23 protein-coding genes are annotated in these 23255 nt (G+C 57.5%); 17 read left to right on the top strand and 6 right to left on the bottom strand.

Annotation, left to right across the window (positions count from 1 at the left end; translation table 11 throughout):
- Positions 1-202 precede the first annotated feature (202 nt).
- Together D9N13_RS08070 and D9N13_RS24245 are read left to right on the top strand one after the other, a co-directional pair.
- Positions 203-1852: a GMC family oxidoreductase gene (locus D9N13_RS08070; protein ID WP_290588049.1), complete on the top strand. Its 1650-nt coding sequence runs from the start codon at positions 203-205 to the stop codon at positions 1850-1852.
- Entirely contained in the window at positions 1845-4313 is a 2469-nt protein-coding gene (locus tag D9N13_RS24245) for an alpha/beta hydrolase fold domain-containing protein (RefSeq protein ID WP_317622477.1), read from the top strand. Before D9N13_RS08070 ends, D9N13_RS24245 begins: the two co-directional genes overlap by 8 nt.
- On the opposite strand, the gene radC is transcribed toward D9N13_RS24245, so the two are convergent.
- The gene (radC, locus tag D9N13_RS08085) at positions 4256-4930 is read right to left on the bottom strand and encodes a RadC family protein (RefSeq protein ID WP_290588051.1); all 675 of its coding nucleotides are present in this window, start codon (positions 4928-4930) and stop codon (positions 4256-4258) included. The genes D9N13_RS24245 and radC overlap by 58 nt on opposite strands.
- Before the next feature lie 134 nt (positions 4931-5064).
- Between radC and coaBC the strand changes: the two genes are divergently transcribed.
- The 4 genes from coaBC to slmA all read left to right on the top strand — a co-directional run bounded on the left by coaBC (position 5065) and on the right by slmA (position 10603).
- Positions 5065-6300 (top strand): bifunctional phosphopantothenoylcysteine decarboxylase/phosphopantothenate--cysteine ligase CoaBC, encoded by a 1236-nt coding sequence (gene coaBC / locus D9N13_RS08090; RefSeq protein ID WP_290588052.1) that lies wholly within the window; start codon positions 5065-5067, stop codon positions 6298-6300.
- Between the two features lie 91 nt (positions 6301-6391).
- Entirely contained in the window at positions 6392-9037 is a 2646-nt protein-coding gene (locus D9N13_RS08095) for a phosphomannomutase/phosphoglucomutase (RefSeq protein ID WP_290588054.1), read from the top strand.
- A gap of 61 nt (positions 9038-9098) precedes the next feature.
- The gene (gene argB / locus D9N13_RS08100) at positions 9099-10001 is read left to right on the top strand and encodes an acetylglutamate kinase (RefSeq protein ID WP_290588056.1); all 903 of its coding nucleotides are present in this window, start codon (positions 9099-9101) and stop codon (positions 9999-10001) included.
- Between the two features lie 2 nt (positions 10002-10003).
- A complete protein-coding gene (gene slmA, locus D9N13_RS08105; protein WP_317622478.1) occupies positions 10004-10603 on the top strand; it encodes a nucleoid occlusion factor SlmA in 600 nt (199 codons plus the stop codon).
- 1 nt (position 10604) lies between these two features.
- Here the strand turns inward: slmA and D9N13_RS08110 are convergent, their stop codons facing one another.
- Complete coding sequence (locus D9N13_RS08110; RefSeq protein WP_290588058.1) at positions 10605-11228, bottom strand: hypothetical protein; 624 nt, start codon at positions 11226-11228, stop codon at positions 10605-10607.
- A gap of 89 nt (positions 11229-11317) precedes the next feature.
- Between D9N13_RS08110 and D9N13_RS08115 the strand changes: the two genes are divergently transcribed.
- Together D9N13_RS08115 and D9N13_RS08120 are read left to right on the top strand one after the other, a co-directional pair.
- Positions 11318-12076: a sulfite exporter TauE/SafE family protein gene (locus D9N13_RS08115; RefSeq protein ID WP_290588061.1), complete on the top strand. Its 759-nt coding sequence runs from the start codon at positions 11318-11320 to the stop codon at positions 12074-12076.
- 134 nt (positions 12077-12210) lie between these two features.
- Complete coding sequence (locus D9N13_RS08120; RefSeq protein WP_290588063.1) at positions 12211-12588, top strand: PleD family two-component system response regulator; 378 nt, start codon at positions 12211-12213, stop codon at positions 12586-12588.
- A gap of 15 nt (positions 12589-12603) precedes the next feature.
- On the opposite strand, the gene D9N13_RS08125 is transcribed toward D9N13_RS08120, so the two are convergent.
- The 3 genes from D9N13_RS08125 to rph all read right to left on the bottom strand — a co-directional run bounded on the left by D9N13_RS08125 (position 12604) and on the right by rph (position 14936).
- On the bottom strand, positions 12604-13455 hold the full coding sequence (locus D9N13_RS08125; protein ID WP_290588065.1) for a CHAD domain-containing protein: 852 nt from the start codon (positions 13453-13455) through the stop codon (positions 12604-12606).
- A 95-nt stretch (positions 13456-13550) separates the two neighbouring features.
- A complete protein-coding gene (pyrE, locus tag D9N13_RS08130) occupies positions 13551-14213 on the bottom strand; it encodes an orotate phosphoribosyltransferase (protein WP_290588164.1) in 663 nt (220 codons plus the stop codon).
- A 6-nt stretch (positions 14214-14219) separates the two neighbouring features.
- Positions 14220-14936 (bottom strand): ribonuclease PH, encoded by a 717-nt coding sequence (gene rph, locus D9N13_RS08135; protein ID WP_290588067.1) that lies wholly within the window; start codon positions 14934-14936, stop codon positions 14220-14222.
- 160 nt (positions 14937-15096) lie between these two features.
- Here rph and D9N13_RS08140 point away from each other — a divergent pair, with 160 nt between their 5' ends.
- The 3 genes from D9N13_RS08140 (at position 15097) to D9N13_RS08150 (ending at position 18064) form a co-directional block, all read left to right on the top strand.
- Positions 15097-15963: a YicC/YloC family endoribonuclease gene (locus D9N13_RS08140; RefSeq protein WP_290588069.1), complete on the top strand. Its 867-nt coding sequence runs from the start codon at positions 15097-15099 to the stop codon at positions 15961-15963.
- A gap of 6 nt (positions 15964-15969) precedes the next feature.
- On the top strand, positions 15970-16680 hold the full coding sequence (locus D9N13_RS08145) for a UPF0149 family protein (protein ID WP_290588070.1): 711 nt from the start codon (positions 15970-15972) through the stop codon (positions 16678-16680).
- A 166-nt stretch (positions 16681-16846) separates the two neighbouring features.
- Positions 16847-18064, top strand: coding sequence for an EAL domain-containing protein (locus tag D9N13_RS08150; RefSeq protein WP_290588072.1), 1218 nt, complete (start codon positions 16847-16849; stop codon positions 18062-18064).
- A gap of 3 nt (positions 18065-18067) precedes the next feature.
- On the opposite strand, the gene D9N13_RS08155 is transcribed toward D9N13_RS08150, so the two are convergent.
- Entirely contained in the window at positions 18068-18721 is a 654-nt protein-coding gene (locus tag D9N13_RS08155; protein ID WP_290588073.1) for an alpha-ketoglutarate-dependent dioxygenase AlkB family protein, read from the bottom strand.
- Positions 18722-19011: 290 nt separating this feature from the next.
- Here D9N13_RS08155 and D9N13_RS08160 point away from each other — a divergent pair, with 290 nt between their 5' ends.
- The 6 genes from D9N13_RS08160 (at position 19012) to D9N13_RS08185 (ending at position 23220) form a co-directional block, all read left to right on the top strand.
- Complete coding sequence (locus D9N13_RS08160) at positions 19012-19347, top strand: hypothetical protein (protein WP_290588075.1); 336 nt, start codon at positions 19012-19014, stop codon at positions 19345-19347.
- A 22-nt stretch (positions 19348-19369) separates the two neighbouring features.
- A complete protein-coding gene (locus D9N13_RS08165; RefSeq protein WP_290588077.1) occupies positions 19370-20032 on the top strand; it encodes a hypothetical protein in 663 nt (220 codons plus the stop codon).
- A gap of 183 nt (positions 20033-20215) precedes the next feature.
- Positions 20216-21364: a mechanosensitive ion channel family protein gene (locus tag D9N13_RS08170; protein WP_290588078.1), complete on the top strand. Its 1149-nt coding sequence runs from the start codon at positions 20216-20218 to the stop codon at positions 21362-21364.
- A gap of 109 nt (positions 21365-21473) precedes the next feature.
- Positions 21474-21893, top strand: a complete 420-nt coding sequence (locus D9N13_RS08175) for a hypothetical protein (protein WP_290588080.1) — start codon at positions 21474-21476, stop codon at positions 21891-21893.
- 120 nt (positions 21894-22013) lie between these two features.
- Positions 22014-22976 (top strand): polyphosphate kinase 2, encoded by a 963-nt coding sequence (ppk2, locus tag D9N13_RS08180; protein ID WP_411268142.1) that lies wholly within the window; start codon positions 22014-22016, stop codon positions 22974-22976.
- A 16-nt stretch (positions 22977-22992) separates the two neighbouring features.
- Complete coding sequence (locus D9N13_RS08185) at positions 22993-23220, top strand: phosphatase (RefSeq protein ID WP_290588084.1); 228 nt, start codon at positions 22993-22995, stop codon at positions 23218-23220.
- Positions 23221-23255 lie beyond the last annotated feature (35 nt).

The raw sequence follows: 23255 nt of genomic DNA on the forward strand, positions 1-23255 counted from the left end.
TTACCCTGATCTGGGGGGCTGCTTTATACCAAACCCCCTTGTCAAAATCAACAAATCCGTTAAAAACAGTAAACGCCATCCGCCAAAACGACTTTTGTTCACCTGGATTGTCACCTCCGGCCAGTGCCCGGGTGCCGGCTTTCGTTCTACACTGAGACACACAGAGGAAAAAGATCCCGGCATGATAATAAGGAGAAGGGACATGAGCGACAGCTTTGATTATCTGGTGGTGGGTGGCGGTTCGGCCGGCTGTGTCATGGCGGGCCGTCTGAGCGAGGATCCGAATACCAGCCTGTGTTTGCTGGAAGCCGGTGGCAACGGTACCGGCCCCCTGATCACCATTCCCGCGGGCCTGGTGATGATGGGCCCCACCGGGATCAACAATTGGGCCCTCGACACCGTCCCCCAGCCCGGCCTCAACGGGCGCCTGGGCTATCAGCCCCGGGGTAAAACCCTGGGCGGCTCCTCCGCCATCAACGCCATGGTGTACATCCGGGGCCACCGCAGCGATTACGATCACTGGGCCGAGCTGGGCAACCCCGGCTGGTCCTACGATGAGGTGCTGCCCTATTTCCGCCTCAGTGAACACAACGAGCGCATCGACAACCAATACCACGGCCGTAACGGCCCGCTCTGGGTCAGCGATCTGCGCACCGAAAGCCCGTTTCATGAGTACTTCAAGGAAGCAGCCCGGGAATGCGATATTCCCATCAACGACGATTTCAACGGGGCCACCCAGGAAGGCGCCGGGGTGTATCAGGTTACCCAGAAACACGGCGAACGCTGGAGCAGCGCCCGCGCCTACCTGCTGCCCCACCTGGAGAGCCGACCGAATCTCACGGTGGAAACCAAAACCCAGGTACTGCGTATCCTGTTCGACGGCAAGCGGGCCACAGGATTGGAAATCAAGCAGCGGGGCAAAATCCGCACCCTGCACGCCCGCAAGGAAGTGATTCTGTGCGCCGGCGCCTTTCAATCACCGCAACTGTTGCTGCTGTCCGGCGTGGGGGACCAGGGGGAGCTGGCCCGGCATGACATTCCGCTGGTGCAGCATCTGCCCGGTGTGGGCAAAAATCTGCAGGATCACCCGGATTTCATCTTCGGTTACCACACCTCCAGCATGGATACCTTTGGCTTCACCTCCGGCGGCATTGTGAAGCTGCTGCAGGGTATCAAGCGCTATCGCCGGGAGCGACGGGGAATCTGGACTTCCAACTTCGCCGAAGCGGGGGCCTTTCTGAAAACCCGCAAGGCGCTGGCAGCCCCCGATATTCAACTGCACCTGGTGACCGGCCTGGTGGATGACCACGGCCGCAAACGCCATTACGTACAGGGCTTCTCCTGCCACGTGTGCCTGCTGCGGCCCCGCAGCAGGGGCAGCGTGCGCCTGCGCAACGCCGACCCGCTGCAAACACCCCTGATCGACCCGGCGTTCCTGCAGGATCCACAGGATCTGGAGGATATGGTGGCCGCCTACAAGGCCACCCGGCGCCTGATGAATGCCCCCGCCATCGCCCGCTGGATCAGCGAAGACCCTTTTACCGCCAACGTGCACAGCGATGACGAGATTCGTGACATTCTGCGGCAACGGGTGGATACCGTTTACCACCCGGTGGGCTCCTGCAAAATGGGGGTAGACGACATGGCGGTGGTGGACCCGGAACTGAAGGTCAGAGGCCTGGAAGGGCTGCGGGTGGTTGACGCCTCCATCATGCCCACCCTGATCGGCGGCAACACCAACGCCCCGGCCATAATGATTGCCGAGAAAGCGGTGGACCTGATCCGCGGCCACAGCAGGGTGGAACAGGCGCCGCAGGAGGTTGCTCCCGAGCAGGAGTCAGCCAATGCCTGAACTTGATCAATCCGTCATTATCATCGGCAGTGGTTTTGCCGGTATCGGTATGGCCATCAAACTGCAGCAGGCCGGCTTCCCTGACATCCGGATACTGGAGAAAGCCGACCAGTTGGGAGGTGTGTGGCGGGATAACACCTACCCCGGCGCCGCCTGCGATGTGCCCTCGCATCTGTATTCTTTCTCCTTCGAACCCAACCCGGGCTGGACCCGGGCCTTTGCCCCCCAGTCGGAAATTCTGCAATACCTGAATCACTGCGCCGACAAATACAGTATCCGCCAGCGCATTCAATTCGGGGTGGAGGTGGAGCAAGCCTGTTACCAGGAGGACGAGCAACGCTGGCAGGTGCAACTGAAAGGGGGTGCCACCCTGTCCTGCCGTTACCTGATTACCGCCACCGGCCAATTAAGCCGACCGCAGTGGCCGCATATTGCGGGCCTGGACAGTTTCAAGGGGCACCGTTTTCACTCTGCCCGCTGGGATCACGACTACGACCTTAGCGGCAAAACCGTGGCCGTCATCGGCACCGGCGCCTCGGCAGTGCAATTCGTGCCGGAAATTGCCAAACAAGTGCGACAACTGCTGGTGTTCCAACGCAGCCCCAACTACATCATGGAACGCAAAGACCGCGCCTATAGCGGACCGGAGCTGCGCCTGATGCAGCGTTTTCCCTGGCTTACCAAGCTGTATCGGTTGCAGATCTTCCTGAATTTTGAATCCCGCAGCCTGGCCTTCAGCCGCTTTGGCTGGCTCATGACACCCATGGTCGGCTGGCCCTTTCGCCGACTGCTGAAGCGGCAGGTGGATGCGCCGGAGCTGCGGGGAAAACTGATTCCGGACTACCCCATTGGCTGTAAACGCATCCTGTTGAGCAGCAACTATCTGGCCAGCCTGAATCAGGACAACGTCGCCCTCATCAGCACTCCCATCACCCGGATCACGCCACAGGGAGTGGAAACCGAAGACGGCCAACAGCATCAAGTGGACACTCTCATTTGCGGTACCGGTTTCGCCGCCACTGATTTCCTCGCCCCCATGCGCATCAGCGGCCTGGCGGGGCTGGAGCTGAACCAGGCCTGGCGCCAGGGTGCCGCAGCCTATCTGGGCATCACCGTGCCGGGCTTTCCCAATTTCTTCATGCTTTATGGCCCCAACACCAACCTGGGCCACAACTCCATCATCTACATGCTGGAAAGCCAGATCGCCCACGTTAGCCGCTGCCTGACCTTCATGCGCCAGCGCCAGGTTGAGCGCATGACCCTGGAAGAGGACGCCTTTCGCCGCTTCAACTACCGCCTTCAGCAGATGCTCAAACTGACCGTGTGGAACGGCTGCAAAAGCTGGTACATCGACGCCCGGGGCCACAACAGCACCAACTGGCCGGGCAATACCCTGCGTTATCGCTGGTACACCCGATACCGGGCACTTCTGGGGTATCGATTTGAGCGCCGCGACCCGGCAACCCGGGCCAGGATATTGCTCAGCCCCGGCCGCCTGGAGGCGCTCAACGCCCGGCTGCTGCGGCTCTTTCTCAGGCTGACCTTCAAGGCCCTGATCCGGCCATCACTGGGGGTGAAATTCCAGCGCCGCTGGAGCACCCTGCTGGCCGCCACCCTGCCCGCCAGCCCCCAGGCTATCCGTTACCGGTTCCAGGAGCAGATCCACCAGCACCGCCTGCAGGGTGAGATACTGGCGCCGAAAACCACCGGCGCCGGCGGCGCAATCCTGTATCTGCACGGGGGTGCCTATTGCATCGGATCCCCCTATACCTGCCGCAGCCTCACCAGCCATCTGGCGGCCAGTGCCGCCATGGACGTGTGGGTACCGGACTATCGGCTGGCGCCGGAGCACCCCTATCCGGCGGCGCTGGATGACGCCTATGCCGCCTACCAATTGCTGCTGAGCAAAGGTTACCGGCCGCAGGACATTGTGGTGGCCGGCGATTCCGCCGGTGGCGGACTGGCCCTGGCCCTGGCCCTGAAACTGAAGCAGGCGCGCCAACCACAGCCTGCGGGCCTGATGCTGCTGTCACCCCTGGTGGACAACCGCTTGAGTGGCGACACCCTGCCAAGCAAGGCAGCAACGGATCCCATGCTGCGGCAAAGCTGGCTGCGCAGCTGCATTCAACACTATGAAGGCCACTTCCCGGGCAGTTCATTACTGGATCAGGATCTGGCTGATCTCGCCCCCATGCTGATTCAGGTGGGTGATGAGGAAATCCTGCTGGCAGACGCCACCCGCCTGTTGCAACAGGTGCGCCAGGCCGGGGGGCAGGTCAATCTGGAAATCTACCACCAGCGCTGGCACGATTTTCAATTGGCCACCGCCCTGCTGCGATCCGCCCACACCGCCATCCGCGCCCTGGCCGATTTTGCCCGCACCCGGGTGGGCTCCATTGGCGCCTACAGCAAGCCCCGCTCGGCCATGGACACCACCTCACCATCACCGACGATGAAGTGATCCAGCACCCGCACATCCACCAGTTCCAGAGCCGACTGCAGCCGCTGGGTGATGCTGCGGTCGGCATGACTGGGCTCCGCCACGCCGGAAGGATGATTGTGGGCAAAGATAACCGCCGCCGCATTGACTGCCAGTACCCGCTTCACCACCTCCCGCGGATACACCGACGCCCCATCAATGGTGCCGTTAAAGAGCTCCTCAAAACGGATCAGGCGGTTCTGGTTATCCAGAAACAGGCAGGCGAACACCTCGTGGTGATAGGCCCGCAGGCGGGCCTGCAGGAAGCGCCGGGTCAATGCCGGGCTGGTGAAGGCATCGCCACGATCCAGGTTCGCCTCCAGATAACGCTGCCCCAGCTCCAGACACGCCTGTAGCTGGGCCCATTTCGCCTTACCCATACCGTGGATTTCACTGAACTGGGCCGGTGTCGCCTCCATTGCCTGACGCAGGCCACCAAAATGCGCCAGGATATCCCGTGCCAGTTCCACCGCACTTTTGCCTTTCACTCCGGTCCGCAAAAAGATGGCCAGCAGCTCACTGTCCGTCAGCGCACCACCCCCCCGGCACAGCATCTTTTCCCGCGGACGCTCCTCCTCGGGCCAGTCTGTTATTGCCATGACACATCACATCCCATCTCAGCATCTACAAGAGATAGACGCAGCGGAGGAAAAAAATCAAACACTTGTGAAGGGGCGCCGGGGCTTTTAACATGCACTACACTGCAATGAGACGTCACTGGAAGCACTGAAAGATGCATGCACAAGAGGCCGCCACTGAGCTGGGGCTGGCAAATCGCCGCATAATACTGGGCGTGACCGGCGGCATTGCTGCCTACAAGAGCGCCGAACTGATTCGCCGCCTGAAGGACCTGGGGGCCGATGTGCGGGCCGTGATGACCCCGGCCGCGCAGGAATTCATCACCCCCCTCACACTGCAGGCCCTGTCCGGCAACCCGGTACACACCACCCTGCTGGACACGGAAGCAGAAGCCGCCATGGGCCATATTGAGCTGGCTCGCTGGGGCGACCTGATTCTGGTGGCCCCGGCCAGCGCGGATTTTCTGGCACGCCTGGCCCACGGTCACGGCAATGATCTGCTCAGCACCCTGTGCCTGGCCGCCCGCTGCCCCCTGGCGGTGGCGCCGGCCATGAATCAGGCCATGTGGGCGGCGGCCTCCAATCAGGCCAATATGGACTTACTGCAGGCACGGGGGGTCCATGTGTTCGGGCCGGCGGCCGGTGAGCAGGCCTGCGGTGACATCGGCCCCGGACGCATGCTGGAAGCCACCGAACTGGCCCAATGCACCGCCAACCTGTTCCCGCGCCGGATTCTGACCGGCACACGGGTCACCATCACCGCCGGCCCCACCCGCGAAGCCATCGATCCGGTGCGCTACATCAGCAATCACAGCTCCGGCAAAATGGGATTTGCCATCGCCGAGGCGGCCCGGGATGCCGGTGCCCAGGTGACCCTGATCAGCGGTCCGGTGCATCTGCCCACCCCGGACCGGGTCAAGCGGATTGACGTAGTCAGCGCCCTGGATATGCATCAGGCCAGCATGGACGCCCTGAACCAAACCGATATTTTTATCGCAACTGCCGCAGTGGCGGATTTTCGTGTGGAAAATTCACACAACCAGAAGATCAAAAAACAGGATAATAGCGGCCCCGGCATGACCCTGACCCTGGTGGAAAACCCGGACATCGTTGCCGCGGTGGCGCAACACGAGCCCAAGCCCTTTACGGTGGGCTTTGCCGCCGAAACCCGCGATGTGGAAAACTATGCCCGGCAGAAAATCGAACGCAAGAACCTGGATATGATCGTGGCGAACGATGTCAGCCGCCAGGACATCGGCTTCAACAGCGATCAGAATGCAGTGACCGTTATCTGGAAAAGTGGCCAGCAGCCCATGGCGCTGGCCAGCAAAACGCAGATTGCCAGGGACCTTGTGACCCTTATCAGCGAACACTACAAAAATACCCGATAGCCTAAGCAGTGTCGGCCAGAACTGCTACGCTGAAAATAAGCATCGTACGAGATAAGACATGGCCTTGACCAAATTCTGAGCAGGACACCCCATGGTTAAGAAAGCAAAGCCCGAAAAGGCTGCTGCCGAGAAGAAAAGCAAACCGGCACAAGAAACACAAGACAGTCATGCCAGCACCCCCTCCATCAAATCGGGCCTGATCAAGATCATGCTCCCCGCCATGGTCGGGTCTGCCCTGGTCACGGCGGTGTGCGGAGCACTGCTGCTGTTCCTGGTGATCCTCCCCGGTGCCGACAAGCAAATGGCGATCCTGGGCCAGGCCCAGGCCGAAGATTACCTCAACGATCTCACTCAACTGGGCCGCAGCTACCAGGCCAGCGTGCAACAGGCGGCCAACAGCAGCCTGGTGAAAGAAGCAGTACGGGGTGACAACGCCCTGCGCCGGCAACGGCAGCAGCAGTTGATGGAACTGTTCCCGGCTGCCAGCAGCGTACGGATCTATCCTCGCGGCAAGGCCAGAAAAGACGCCGATAGCGTGCCCCCCATCAGCTTTGCCCAGCTGGACATGGTGGCCAAGGCTGAGAAAAAGAATACTGCAGCACCGGAGATTCACCAGCACGACAAAGCGTCTTATCTCACCATCGTCAAGGCCATCAAAGACGGCGAAAAACACCTGGGCAGCCTGTTGGTAAGCTTTGATCTCAAAGACCTGCGCGCCCACATGCCCAACCTGTCAGCGGAGTTGGGTTATGTGGAAATCATCCAGACTTTTGCCAACACCCCCAAGGTGATCTACAGCAGCGGCAACCAGCAGCATAAAATCGGCAGCGGCTACGAAGCCACCGGCAACATTCCCCACTGGAGTGCACGCTTCTACCCTGCCGCCAGCAGCAACATCATTGCCAGCAGCAGCACCATGGTGTGGGTTCTGGTGGGCATCTCCGTGATCATGGTGCTGGTGCTGTCGGCCACCAGTTACTTCCTGCTCAACCGTTCGTTGCAACACAACGCCATGGCCATGGCCGCGTATTTCCAGGCCCGCTTGCAAAACGGCAAAAGCGACAAAGCCTTCACCCTGGGCATCTTCTCCTCCCTGGCGCAAACCCTGGGCCGGCTGTTTGGAGACTATGAAACCAAGCAGGCCCGCCTGCTGGAAAAAGCCAGGGCAGCAGGAGGCGGCCCGCAAGCGGCAGAGCCCCTGCCTGATTACGACCCGTCCTATCGCAATGACGACGTGCTGGATATGGACATGGACCTGGACGGTGATGACGGCGACCTGCTCAGTGCCGCCGCGGAAATCGACGACAGCCCATTGCAGCTGGAAGATGTGCAGATGGCGGAGCCGGAAATGGCCAGCATGGACGTCACCGTCTCCCCCGGCATTTTCCGCGCCTATGATATTCGTGGCATCGTCGGTGAGACCATCGACAAGGACGTGGCCTATGCCCTGGGGGCGGCCATTGGCAGCGAGGCCAGGGAATCCGGCCAGGAGGCGGTGCTGGTGGGCCGGGATGGACGCCACTCCAGCCAGGAACTGGCGGAAGCGCTGGCCGATGGCATTCAGTCCACCGGCTGCGACGCCATTGATGTGGGTATGGTGCCCACCCCGGTTCTGTACTACGCCACCAAAACCCAGCGTACCCAAAGCGGTGTCATGGTCACCGGCAGCCACAACCCGCCGGAATACAACGGCTTCAAAATCGTCATCAACGATGAAACCCTGGCACAGGATCGCATTCAGGGCCTGCGCAAGCGCCTGGACAGCGGCAAACTGATGAAAGGACAGGGCCGGTATGAGGCCATCGACATTGTGCCCGACTACCTGGAGCGCATCTGCAGCGATGTGGTACTGGCCAAACCCATGCGCATTGTGGTGGACACCGGCAACGGCGTGGCCGGCCCGGTCACCTGCCAGCTGCTGGAAGCACTGGGCTGCATGGTGACACCGCTGTTCACGGAGGTGGACGGCGACTTCCCCAATCACCACCCCGACCCCAGTGACCCGGCCAACCTGGAGGATCTGATTCGTACCGTGCAGGCGGAAGGTGCCGAACTGGGGCTGGCCCTGGATGGGGATGGAGATCGCCTGGGCATCGTCACCCAAAGCGGCAAGATCATCTGGCCGGATCGGGTGCTGATGCTGTACGCCCGGGATCTGCTGGCCCGCAATCCGGGCGCCGATATCCTCTATGACGTCAAATGCAGCCGCGACGTGGCGGAACTGGTGAGCAACCTGGGGGGGCGTGCCATCATGTGCGCCACCGGCCATTCGCTGATGAAAGCCAAAATGAAGGACACCGGCGCCGTGGTGGGGGGTGAGTTATCAGGCCATATCTTCTTCAATGACCGCTGGTACGGCTTTGACGATGCATTGTACAGTGCCGCCCGCCTGCTGGAGATTCTCTCCATGGAGCCCTTCGAAGCCGAGCAGGTCTTCGAGGAATTCCCGGAAAAAGTCAGCACCCCGGAGCTGCATATCAAGGTTTCGGACGCCAATAAGTTCAAAATCATGGAAAAACTGGAATCCCAGGGCAATTTTGAGGGCGGGAATCTGGTCAAAGTCGATGGAGTCAGGGTAGACTTCCCCAATAGCTGGGGGCTGGTCCGTGCATCCAACACCACGCCGGTGCTGGTAGCCCGTTTCGAGGGTGATACCGAAGAAGCATTGGAAACGGTAAAAACCGTGTTCCGCGATCAACTGTTGGCCGTCGAGCCCAGCCTGAACATCTCTTTTTAACGATCAAAACCTAACGCACAGAATCGGACGCCGGGCAGTTTGATGCCCGGCGACAAGTATCATGACCCTTAGCAAAGACCAAGCACTGAACATCGCCCAGGTATTGTCAGAAGCCCTGCCCTACATCCAGCGCTTTACCGGCAAAACCGTCGTTATTAAATTTGGCGGCAACGCCATGGAAACCGAAGAGCTGACCAACAGTTTCGCCCGCGATGTGGTCATGATGAAGCTGGTGGGCATGAACCCGGTGGTGGTGCACGGCGGCGGCCCTCAAATCGGCGACCTGCTGAAAAAGATCGGCAAGCAAAGTGAATTCGTCGAGGGCATGCGTGTCACCGACGCCGAAACCATGGATGTGGTGGAAATGGTTTTAGGCGGCCTGGTCAACAAGGACATCGTCAGCCTGATCAATAATAATGGCGGCAAGGCCGTGGGCCTCACCGGCAAAGACGGCCGCATGATCAAGGCCCGCAAGCTGCAGATCAGTCGCAACGCCCCGGGCATGAACGCCCCGGAGATCATCGATATCGGCCATGTGGGTGAAGTGGCTTCGATCGATACGGATGTCATCAACATGCTGGTGAACAGCGATTTTATACCGGTGATTGCCCCCATTGGCGTGGGTGAAGACGGTGCATCCTACAATATCAACGCCGACCTGGTGGCGGGCAAGGTGGCGCAAGCCCTGCGCGCCGAGAAGCTGATGCTGCTCACCAACATCGCCGGATTACTGGATAAACAAGGACAGGTGCTCACCGGCCTGTCACCCAAGGAAGTGGATGCCCTGATCGAAGACGGCACCATATACGGAGGTATGCTGCCCAAAATTCAATGTGCCCTGGACGCAGTGAAAGCCGGCGTGACCAGTTCTCATATCATCGACGGCAGGGTTCCCCACGCCGTGTTGCTGGAGATCTTTACCGACGCAGGCGTAGGCACCCTGATCACCAGCGAGAACCTGTGAACATGGCCATTAGCGAGCGTAAAGCTTCACGCAAAGAACAGATTCTGCAGGCCCTGGCCCATATGTTGGAAGCCAGCCCCGGTGGACGCATTACCACCGCAGCCCTGGCCAAAGAAGTGGGGGTCTCCGAAGCGGCCCTGTACCGCCACTTTCCCAGTAAGGCGAAGATGTTTGAAGGGCTGATCGAATTCATCGAAAACACCCTGTTTTCCCGCATCAGCCTGATCGTCAAAGAAGAACCCGACAGCACCCAGCAATGCGGCCAGATCCTGAGCCTGTTGCTGGGCTTTTCGGAGAAAAACCCCGGCATTACCCGCATCCTCACCGGCGATGCCATTACCGGCGAAACCGACCGCCTGCGGCAGCGGGTGATTCAATTATTCGATCGCATCGAGACCCAGTTGAAGCAGATATTGCGGGAAGCGGAATTGAAAGAAGGCAAACGCACTCAGCTCACCGCGGTGCAGACCGCCAACCTGATGTTGTCAGCGGCAGAAGGACGCATCTGTCAGTACGTGCGCTCCGGCTTCAGGCGCTCGCCTGTTGACGGTTGGGACGACCAGTGGGGATTATTATCGCAGGCCCTGTTCCGGCAGGCTTGATTCACTCACTGCCAGCCTGCTGGCGTTGCTCCATCAGGTATTTAAGGCGCTCAATGTCTTTCTGATATTCCTTGCGGATCACCACCTTTTCCTGTTCCTTCTCGGCAATGGACTCTTCCGCCTCCCGTATCTGGCGGGCAAAACTCTCCATTTTTGATATCAGGAAATCGGGTACTTCCTGCCCGGAGCGCTCCCGCTCAGCGGCCTGTGCCTGGGCGGAATTGAATTCACCCTGCAACTTGGCGATATTGCCTTTGGTGACATTGATGTACACATCGATGGCTTCCAGCTTGCGCCCCAGCGCCCGTTCGGCATCTTTAGGGCTGCTGAAAATGGCCAGCAGCTGCTTGTCGCGCTCCTGCTGTTCGGCCTGCAGCTGCTGCTGCTTTTGTTCATCCGCCAACGCTTCCAGCTCTTCTTCTGTCAGAGCCCGGGGCACCACCTTGATCACCGTGCCCCTTTCATTCAGTACTTCATAGCCCCGATGCACCACATTGGGAGGCAGGGTCTGGGTCATTACCTTGCGCCCGTCATCGTTTTCATAGCGATAGAAGTTTACCGCCAGGGCCGACTGGCTGACCATAAGCCCCACCAAACCCATTACTATCAGCATCGATCCGGTCATGATGTTTTGAACTTTCTCCACTGTATACCCGCTTGTTACCCATCTGGTTTCCGGTATGATCTGCGCCCGTTACCACGCAAGGAATCCACGTGATCGAGCATAGCATTCTGTTTTTGGCGTCCCTGCTGGCCAATACTCTGTCGGCACTGGCCGGTGGCGGTGCCGGCCTCCTGCAATTGCCCATCCTGCTGTTTCTGGGGCTGGGTTTTTCCAGTGCCCTGGTCACCCACAAAATCGCCAGTGTGGCGTTAGGTGTCGGTGCCACTGTCCGCCATCTGAAAGAAAACCGCCTGCAACGGGGCTTTGCTCTATTCATTCTAGCGTGTGGATTGCCCGGTGTCGTATGCGGGGCTCTGATCATTCTGAAATTTGATGATCAGGTCTCGAAGTTGGCACTGGGCGTGCTTACCACCGGGCTTGGGCTCTACTCTGCCTTCAAGAAAGAGCTGGGCCACACCGCCAATCCACAACACCGCACCCTGCCGGGCTATCTGGTGGGCGGTTGTATATTGTTTATCATCGGCACCCTGAACGGCAGCTTAACCTCCGGTACCGGCCTGTTTGTTACCCTGTGGCTGGTACGCTGGTTTGGCCTGGATTATAAAACAGCCGTTGCCTACACCCTGATTCTGGTGGGGTTGTTCTGGAACGGCTTTGGCGCACTGACACTGGCCCTGCAGGCCCCCATTCGCTGGGACTGGCTGCCCGCCCTCGTGCTGGGCTCCCTGGTGGGGGGCTATGCCGGTGCGCATCTTTCTATTATAAAAGGAAATCAGTGGGTTAAGCGCGCCTTTGAGTTGCTCACCCTGGTGGTGGGGGTGAAACTCATCGGTGACAGCCTGCTGTAACCCAAGCCCATGAAACTAATTAATTTATTATTGTAGTGTTGGGTAAACTCACCTGTATTTTTTGTGAACAGGGTCTATATTCAAAATTGGCTGAATAACTACCAAAAGGCCGCTCGCAAATTTAGAGGTGCACTATGCAACGTCAGTTCAATATTCTTTGCGTAGACGATGATCTGGGATTCCGTCGTTATCTGAGCAAGTCACTGGATGACACCTACCAAATCAAGTTCTATGCCTTGGGTTTTGAATGCCTGGCGAAATGCCAGCAATGGGATCACGACCTGATTCTGATCGACGCCACCCTGCCGGATATGGTGTCGGAACAGCTGGTGGAAAAATTGAAAGCCATGCCGGAACTGCACAACACCCCTATTGTTATCGTCTCCTACAAGGATTCCGAGAAAGAGCGTGCCCGCTTCGCCAAATGCGGCTGCGATCATTTCTTAAGTAAGGTGGCCAGCCCCCAGGACATTAAACTGCTGCTGGCCAACCTGATCAATCAGGCGGCCTGAAAGGGCTAGCGGCATTCAGCGCGATGGCCTGACCGGATTATGGGGGCGTGAGAAAACGCCTTCGAACCATTCCTGACACCGTTTCTTGTCCAGCCGTTTTTGCTCCATCAGCCAACTGAGCATCAACAATGCAGCCTGCTCCAGGGGCTCATCGTTGCTGTTCTTGTCCAGCAGGTGGTTCAATGACTGTTCCAGCAGGCAGCGGTCATGAAACTCCCCCAGCAACACACCCAGGGCCTTCAGGTGCTTGATCAGCGCCTTTTCTTTAGGGCTGGGATGTTCCAGCAACATCTGCAGTTGATAGAGATAGTACTTGGTCCACTTGCGGCACTGATGGTACACCTCGTCATCATCGGACGCCTCGGCTTCGTAGGCCAAACGCCGTGCCTTGCGATAAGCGTACTCCAGCCCGGATTCAAAATCCGGTACCCGTTTGCTTTTAAGGCGCGCTTTCCACACATCCAGCACGTCCAGAAAGGCCGCCACCGGATCCAGCGGGGTTGCGTTGGCATCCTCCCGCGCCTGGCGAGCGGCATAGTGGGCCAGCAACGGCTGCAGATCGCTGCTCTGACTCTGCTGGTAAACCTCCACCAAATGGCACAGGGTTTCGTACTGCACCACCGCATCCCGCTGCCCGGCATAGGCTCTGGCAATCACCTTGATGCGTTGATCCACCTTCTTGATGGCGGTTTTACTGGCCACCGGCCGGTACAACTGCAGTAACGCACGCAGACGCTTGGTGCAGACCCGCAGGCTATGCACCAGGGCCGGCGGCAGTGGGGCCTCTGCAGCCTGGAGTTTTTTCACAAGCTTGTTGACCCGTTGTATTGCAATATTCAACACCGGATCGGCACTGGACTTCGTCATGGGCTCCATTGTACCGCACCACCGCCGTTACAATAGAGGGGTTTAACGTGACGATTTGGTGACAGCGCCGCACTTACGCCGGCACGCTGAGGCGGTTACTGAATGCCGTACTGGTCCCGGTACGCTTTCACCTTGGGCAGATACTGGGCCAGATGGCCTGAGGCAGCCCCGGATGCCTGCTCTTCCATAAAGCGGATCAACTGATTCAAATTGATAATACTGATCACCGGGATACCGTAATCCCGCTCCACTTCCTGAATTGCCGACCGCTCCGCCTTGCCTTTTTCCTGCCGATCCAGCGCCACCACCACCCCGGCCGGAAGCGCCGGGGTCTGTGCGATGATATCCATCACTTCACGAATGGCGGTCCCGGCGGTGATGACGTCATCGACGATCAGCACTTTGCCGGTCAGCGGAGCCCCCACCAGGTTGCCCCCTTCACCGTGCTGCTTGGCTTCCTTGCGGTTGAAACACCAGGGCAGGTCGCGCTGGTGTTGCTCCGCCAACGCTACGGCGGTGGCCGATGCAATGGGAATGCCCTTGTAGGCAGGGCCGAACAACACATCGAATTCCACCCCCGCATCGACGATGGCCTCGGCGTAAAAGCGGCCCAGTTTGGCCAGCGCCAGTCCGGTATTGAACAACCCGGCGTTAAAAAAATAGGGGCTCTGGCGACCGGATTTGAGGGTGAATTCCCCAAAACGCAATACGTTCAGGCTAAGGGCAAATTCGATGAATTCACGTTGATAGGGCTTGATCATGGCTCACCACCCCAGTGCTTTCTGCTGCAGCGCAAACAACTCCTTGATGCCCTTTTCCGCCAGATCCATCATGGCATCCATCTCTGCACGCTGGAACGGCTCGCCCTCGGCCGTACCCTGCACTTCCACCATGCCGCCGTGCTGGGTCATCACCACATTCATATCGGTTTCAGCGCCGGAATCTTCCGGGTAATCCAGATCCAGCAGCGGAGTTCCCTTGAACACGCCCACCGAAATGGAGGCAATCAGGCGCTGCAGAGGATCCTGCTTGATCATGTTCTTGTTGAGCATATAGGTGAGGGCATCCACCAGGGCCACACAGCCGCCGGTAATGGATGCGGTACGGGTACCGCCATCGGCCTGAATCACATCACAATCGATGTACACGGTGTTTTCACCCAGCTTCTTCAGATCCACCGCAGCCCGCAGGGAGCGTGCAATCAGGCGCTGAATCTCCAGTGTACGGCCACCCTGCTTACCGCGGGCCGCCTCCCGCCCATTGCGGGTGCCGGTGGCGCGGGGCAACATGCCGTATTCAGCGGTCACCCAGCCCTGCCCCTTGCCCTTCAAAAAACGGGGTACACCTTCTTCCACACTGGCGGTACAAATCACCTTGGTATTGCCGAACGCCACCAGCACCGAGCCCTCAGCATGGCAGGTGTACTCTCGGGTGATGTTTACGTCGCGCATTTGATCCGGTTGACGTCCGCTGGGTCGCATGGTGTAGCTCCTTGAAATAGTGGCTTTGATCTAAAGGCCGCACAGTATACTCAAAATCCGCCGCGGATTTTGAACAATCTGGCCGTGCGGGAGGTAGTGCACGCCAAACTCGGTTAGAATAGGGTTCCTAATCGCTCAATCGACAGACAGGAGCCGCCTGATGATCCGCAGCATGACCGCATTCAGCCGCAAGGAACTCAACGCCCCCTGGGGAACCCTGTCCTGGGAACTGCGCTCAGTGAATCATCGTTATCTGGAGGTGCATCCGCGACTACCGGATACCCTGCGGGACCTGGAAAACCCGGTGCGGGAATCCCTGCGCAGCACACTGAGCCGCGGCAAAGTGGAATGCACCCTTAAACTGAAGGCGGAAAATCTGGCGCCCACCCGCCTGGAAATCAATGAAACCTACGTTAAACAGCTGCTGGAAGCCGCCAACCGGCTTACCCACATGACCGGTGACACCAGCGGCCTGTCGGTAACCGATCTGCTGGGCTGGCCCGGCGTGGTAACCACCCCGGAAGCCGATCAATCCGAAATCCAGCAGGCAGCCCTGGGCCTGCTGCAGGAGGCGCTGCAGGATTTCGTGGCCAACCGGGAGCGGGAAGGCCAGATGCTGAACGACATCATCATTGACCGGCTGGATAAAATCGACGCACAGGTTACCGTTGTACGCCAGCACCTGCCTGAGATCCTGCAGGCACAGAAAGAGAAACTGCTGGCTCGGCTGGAGGAAATCAGCGCCAATGTAGACCAGGAGCGACTGGAGCAGGAAATCGTCTATCTGGCGCAAAAATCCGATGTGGACGAAGAACTGGATCGCCTGGAAACCCACGTCAAGGAAGTGCGCCGCGCCTTGAAACAGGGCGGGGCCGTGGGCCGGCGCCTGGATTTCCTCATGCAGGAGCTGAACCGCGAGGCCAATACCCTGGGCTCCAAATCCATCAACACCCTCACCACCCAGGCGGCGGTGGAACTGAAAGTGCTGATCGAACAAATGCGCGAGCAAATCCAGAACATTGAGTAATTTTCTATGCTGAATTTAAACGACGACCCTCTCACTCAGGAAGAGCTGGATTGGTTGGATGCCGTCCTGGAAAAGTACGGCACCGACGCCGCCATCATCAACGTTTCCGAATTGGATGGCTTTCTGACCGCACTGGTGTCCGGTCCCAATATGGTAATGCCCAGTCAGTGGTTGCCGGCCATCTGGGAAACGGAATCCGGCCCGGATTCCGTGCCTTGGGAAAACGAAGCCGAAGCCAGCCGCTTTATGGCTCTGGTGATGCAGCATATGAACAACAACACCGCTGTGCTGATGGAGTCTCCCGAACAGTACGAAGCCATGTTCATGCAGGCGGAAGAAAACGGTGAGGTTCACACCATTGTCGATGACTGGTGCCTGGGCTACATGCGCGGCGTTGCCCTGGGCGGCGGCTGGGAACAGCTGCCGGAGGAATACGAGCAGCACCTGATGGCCATTGCCATTCACGCCGACCTGGAGATACAGGAAGAGCTGGACAAACAGACACCGGAAATTCTGCAGTTAATGGTGGAGCGCATTGAACCCGCAGCCGTGGCCCTGCACGGTTACTGGTTAAGCCAGCGCATGACGGAAACGGCGGGGATGCCGGCAGGCGTGCCGACCCAGCCCACCCTGTTCCGCGACGAGCCCAAGGTGGGGCGCAATGACCCCTGCCCCTGTGGCAGCGGTAAGAAGTTCAAAAAGTGTTGTTTGCACTAGCCACCGGCACACTCTAATACCCCCTGCGTCACAACGCCCTGATTTAACTTAGGCGCCGCCGTACAGATTGGCCTTTTGCTGCCCAGCCACTATGCTTAAGCAGGTGCCCCTGCGTCTTATGCCCGGGCCCCAACGGGTTATCCAGGGTGAATGCGGACAACTGTGCATGATTCAGAAAATTGTTGTGGTGGATGACAGCCAGGTACAGTGTCAGCATGCGGCTGACGTCTGTGGTGCGGTGTTTGGCAACGCCCATATCGTGATGGCGAGCAACGGCCGCCAGGCCCTGGATCAGCTACAAACCATGGCGGCTGACCTGATTCTGATTGATCTTGAAATGCCGGTCATGGACGGCATTGAACTGATCGGGGAATTATCCAGCCGCCAATTGGATTGCGCTGTGCTGATCATGAGTTCCAAAGATGCGAAATTGATCTCCAGCGTGGGGGTGATGGCGCAAGCCGGTGGCCTGCATGTGCTGGGCTGTTACCAGAAACCGATCACCCAGGCCATTCTGCTGGAAGCCTACAGCAAGTTTAACGGGCGGGCCAACCCTCCCCCTTCCCCGGAAGACAATCAGCAACACATTGATGGTAACGATCTTCAGCTCGCCATGGAGCAGGCGCAGTTTGCGTTGCACTACCAGCCCAAACTCACCTGCAAAGGCATCATTCTCAAAGGCGCTGAAGCACTGGCGCGCTGGAACCATCCCGAGCTTGGATTTATCTCACCATTGCATTTCATTGCTGCCGCGGAACAACACCAGCAGATCACACCGCTCACCTTACATCTGCTGCATCAGGCGCTGCGGCAGAAAGTCTACTGGAACCGCTACGGCCTGCGCTTCTCACTGGCGTTCAACCTGTCGCCGCTGGTGCTGCTGGAAGACAATCTCATCAGCTGGATTGAAGACGCACTGACGCAATACAGTTTAAAACCGGAAGAAATCATATTCGAGGTCACTGAAAACGTGATGCTGGGGGATGTGGCCAAATCATTGCAGACGCTCAACCGGCTACGACTGAAAGGCTTTGGAATCGCACTGGACGACTATGGCACCGGCTTTGCCAACGCCGAGCAGCTCATGCGGGTGCCGGCCACCGAGTTGAAAATCGATCGCACACTGGTGCATGAAATTTCCAGCAAGCCACAATTGGAAACCATTCTCGCCAGCACTGTTGCCCTGGCGGAGGATCTCGACCTTTCCATCGTGGCAGAAGGCGTGGAGACACTGGCGGATTTTATTGTGCTGAGCAAATACCCAGTGAACCAGGTGCAGGGTTATTACTTCAGCCGTCCTCTGGCAGCGGAGACCTTCAGCAACTGGATCACCACCGACCTCACCTTATTGCGCGGCCAGATCAAACAATCACTGGGTGAATAGGGGTTATCTTGCCGCCGGCGGCAGTACCCGACGAAACGTCAGGTTGATCCTGCCGCCGGTCACATCCGGCTGCGGCGGCACACGATGCTGCCACCGACTCTGAAAACCCGCCGCCATCAACAGCAAATCCCCGGCATCCAGTAAAAACGTTTCCTCTTGTTCCCCTTGCCCCTCTTGCCCACCTTGCAGCGGACGCACCTGAAAGCAGCGCGGCTGCCCCAGGCTCAGGGACGCAATCACCGGTGCCGGCCCCATTTCCACCTCGTCATCACTGTGCCAGCCCACATAGTCCATGCCGTCACGATAATAGTTTACCAGCACCGCATTAAAGTCATGACCGGTGAACATTTCCACTCTGCGGCGAATGGACAACAACAGGGACGACCAGCCCCGGGTCTCCAGCAGATTATTACTGTAGCTGTACACTATCCCCGGGTCGGCATGCCAGGTTTGCAGGCGGGGCAGTTCAAAGCGCCGGCCTGACATAACGTAATGATTATCAGGCCAGGACTGTTGTTGCTGCAGACATTGATATATCCAGTCACTTTCATCCCGGGAGTAAAACCCCGCTGCCAGTGTCAACTGACTCGCTGCAGACACGGGTTTCAGATTGCACATTGCTGAGGGCTGTTGCGATGGCAACAATAGACTGGCCATGACATTGATCCTGAACGTTGAAAAATGGGTTGAAAAATGAGTTGCAACTGAAATGGAGCAAACCTTGCGCCAGAATGTTTTACCGCCTGCACTCCCGCTGCAGTGGCGCTGCAGCCAGCAATGCGCCGCCACCATGACGGTGAGCTATCCCACAATGCCCCGTCTGTTCCTGTCACAAACCCGACAAACGACGGGCAAGGCGCGTGTAATGCCCCGCTTTTCAGTCACCAACGGCACTGGCATCCGAATTGCTAATTGCTCCTGGTATAAACACACCGGAGGAGATCACCATGGCATCGGCCCATTTCAAACTGAGCAAAAATGACGAGCAATTGTTTGTCTTTGAATTCTTTGACAAGGAAGGCACATTGCTACTGATGAGCGGTGAGTACGAGTCCAAGGACGACGCTACCCAATCCATCAAGGACGTGCAGGTGGGATCCCTGATGAGCCCGCAGATTGGCGCCGGCAAAACAGCGGAAGGTAATAATTTTTTTGTGATCAAGAATTCCGCCGGCCAGGTATTGGCAAAAAGTGTGTTGTTTGATTCCGAAATGGTGTTCAACAATGCCCTGCATCGCGTAAAAGACAGCGCTTGCATTGCTACCACCATCGACCTCACCTGATCCCCCCCACAGGAGGCCCATCATGCCGGCAACGCCGCTCACCAGCAAACTGGAATTCACCCTGTGTAAAGAGGCGGCCAGTATCGCCACCACCGCAACCGAACTGGCAGCCGTTCGTCGCTTACTGCGCCGTTACCTTACCCAAGCGGATACCCTCGCCATGCTTGACAAGGTAATCCAGCCGCTGGTGGAAAGCTATCAGACACTGGTGTATGTACTGGAGCCCCTGCTGAACATCAAAACAGAATCCGATTTTCAATCCGGTTTTGATAGCGCCTTTGACCAATACCGGTTACGTCTGCAGGAGAAAAACGGATTACCCCGCAAACAAGCGGAATGCGCCTATGAAGCCTATTTGCTTCTGGCGCAAACCCGGGATGCCAATACCCGCTTCCCCATACTGCGCCGCACGTTTGACCGGTTGCTCAACTACATCGACAAATACGTCGACAATGACAGCTGGTTACTGATGAACATCGACAACGTCTACAAAATGCTGAATCTGTTACTGGGTGAAATCACCGAGCTGAACCGCTGTGATCCTGAGGAGGCCTGGCTTAGCTACGATCTGGCAATGGAAAGTCTGCTGCCGTTTATGCAGATCATCAACAATCGGGCCCATTGCATGGCGGGCTACGATACACCTGAGCAGGCATTGCAACCCACAGCGCTGGGGGCAGCCTGACCGGATAACAGCACTCTGCCCACAACCAGTGTGATGCATTTCAGTGCTCTGGGCTTGCACCCGCTCCAATAGCAGGCGCTTACTTGCAACCAGCAGGTGACAAATCAGTCACTTGGCGCGTCCAGATGCGCGGAATAGAAATTGCAGCTTTTGCTGGAACGGATCACCGGGAGCAGGCCGCACATGAGCGAATGGACACTATCAGAGTTGTCGGGTTGGCCAATGGCCACCATCATCTCACTGGGCTCCCTGCTGGCCGTTCTACTGATCAAACGACTGGTGCTCAAGCACCTGCAAAACGTTACCAGCCAATCCCGTTATTACTACGACAGCCTGCTGATCAGCGCGCTCAGTTTTCCGCTTTCACTGCTCATTGTTATTCTGCATATGTTGCTGCTGGAATATCTGTTGCTGGCTTTGAAAGTGGAAGTCTTTTCACTTCAGGCGTTTTCCGAACCAGCCTACAAAATTCTGCTCATCATCGCCGTGGTCGTTTTTGCTGATCGCTTCCTGTTTGGTTTACTGCATCGCCAGACCACCCGGTCCGAGGCATTGGCGAACAGCAAAGGCATCCTGGTGGGCATCACCCGCGGAATTGTCTTCGGTATCGGTGCCCTGGTGCTGCTGGGCACACTGGGCATCTCTGTCACCCCCATCATAGCGTCATTGGGGATCACCTCACTGGCCGTGGCCCTGGCCCTGCAACCCACGCTGGAGAACTTTTTCTCCGGGGTACAACTGGTAATCGACAAGCCCATCAGAGTGGGCGACTACATTGAGCTGGATTCCGGCGAACAGGGATTTGTGGAGAAAATCGGCTGGCGTTCCACCTGGATCAGAATGCTGCCCAACAACACCGTCATCATGCCCAACAGCGTGCTCTCACAATCGAAGATCATTAACTATTTTTACCCCGAGAAAGAGCTGTCGGTCCCTGTGGAAGTGAGTGTGCATTATAACTCTGACCTGGAAGAGGTGGAGCGTATCACCGTAGAAGTGGCCCGGGAGATACTCAAATCCCACAAATGGGGAGTGGATGACTACGACACCTTTGTGGTGTTTCACACCTTCGACAGCTCCAGCATTAATTTTACGGTAATGTTACGGGCGCAGGAGTATTTCAATCGTTTCTTTATCAAATCGGAATTCATGAAAGCCTTGCATCGACGCTATCGCGAGGAGGGTATCGTCATTCCTTATCCCATTCGTGCCATCAATACCCAGCAGGAACCCAACGCTGTATCAGGTTCTGCATTGTCGAGCGAACCCATAGGCAGTGTGGCAAACAACACAAATGAAGCCCATGCTCAAACCACCGCATCGGCGTCCTAGCTTGCTGATTGCAATGGTTTTTTTGAAACAGGCTGACGATTTTGGAAACGGGCGCGTAAATTGCTGCAGTGCCCTGGCCAATCCAGCTCACAACCCGGGGACCACCACCATGACATTCCATATCAGCATCGCAACCGCCAGCAGCGAATTGAGCGATACCCCCATCAATCTTGCCATCACCAAGATGGCGGCCGCCGCACTCAACGCCAGACGCACACACCCTTTGCCGCAGGGCCCCACATTGGACATCAATTTTATGCTTCCGGGAAAACTCGACAAACCGGACTTTTCCGGCATGCGGATGGGTGGGTATACACCAGAGCAAAACACCCTCTATTTTGAAAAAGCCGTACCGGAACAAATGATCTATTCGCAGCGCGCCGATGAATTTGTATCCCTGGTATTGCAGGATGTGGTTGCCAACGCCCATGCTTTTTTCAGCAGCTCCCAGCAGCAGTTCAACCTTCTGGACTGGGAGCTTCTGGTGCAACACATTACCGGCAGCGCACCTCCGGTCATTACGGTTTAAGGCCGTCATAACGTTTCCGTCTAACGCCATTATCTGAAACGTCAAACGGTTATCAGCAACCTTGTATTTACTGATGCAGATCATCGCCTGCAACAGGTTGGGGGGCGCTTTCCCCTGCCTATGCCATACTTTTATTCCCCGGTAATGATCACTATTCCCGTCATTGTGGAGCAGGCAGTGCAGCAAATCAGATGTATCGACGAGATGGCAGAACAGATCAAACAGGAATCCAACAACCGCACAGATAAGAAATCGCTCACCAAGCAGGATATTTTCAGGGACGGTTATTATCCCTACCGCAAAAAGATGACACGGCGGGAATACGAATCCCTCAAACAAGAGCTGCAGGTGGAACTGCTCAAATTTCAGAACTGGGTGAAGACCACCAAACAGAAGGTGGTCATCCTGTTCGAAGGGCGTGATGCCGCCGGCAAGGGTGGCACCATCAAACGAATCATGGAGCACATGAACCCGCGCGGCGCCAGGGTGGTTGCCCTCGAGAAGCCCTCCGAAACCGAGGCGGGACAATGGTATTTTCAACGCTATATTCAACACTTCCCCAGCGCCGGTGAAATCGTCCTGTTTGATCGTTCCTGGTATAACCGGGCTGGTGTGGAGCGGGTAATGGGCTTCTGCAATGAGCAGGAGTATCTTGAATTCATGCGCCAGACGCCGGAGCTGGAACGAATGCTGGCCCGCAGCGGCATCCTGCTCTACAAATTCTGGTTTTCGGTCAGCCGCGAGGAACAATTCCGCCGTTTTCAGGAGCGGCGCAAAGACCCGCTAAAGCAATGGAAACTAAGCCCCATTGATCTGGCATCACTGGATAAGTGGAGCGACTACACCAGTGCCAAGGAGGCCATGTTTTTTTACACCGACACCGCCGATGCCCCCTGGACGGTGATCAAATCCGACGATAAAAAAAGAGCCCGCATCAACGCCATGCGCTATCTGTTGAGCAAAGCCGATTACCCGGACAAGAATCCGGAGGTTGCGGTTGCACCAGACCCGCTCATCGTCGGCAGCGCTCAGGACATTCATGAAAAAGATGAGCAGGTTTTAACACGGGAAGACCCAGCCTGACAGGAGAACTCGGCATATGGCGCAAAAACAAACCCAACATGCGCGGGATGTTGTCAACGCTTTCAAGGAAAAGCTCAGCAGGAGCGGCATCGACCACGTTGGTCAAAAACATTTCGACGAACTTCAGCTACTGATTGAGTCGGCCATTGATGCTGCTGTGTTTCTGGAATTGGACCGGGTGGCCGACCAAATGGAGAATCTGGCAGAAACCATTCGCAACACTGCCGAGCAGTTTGACGATTAAAGCGTAAAAAAGCCCCCGCACCCTTACAGGCACGG

The sequence above is a fragment of the Ketobacter sp. GenoA1 genome, assembly GCF_003671475.1.
In the GTDB taxonomy this organism is placed as follows: Bacteria; Pseudomonadota; Gammaproteobacteria; order Pseudomonadales; family Ketobacteraceae; genus Ketobacter.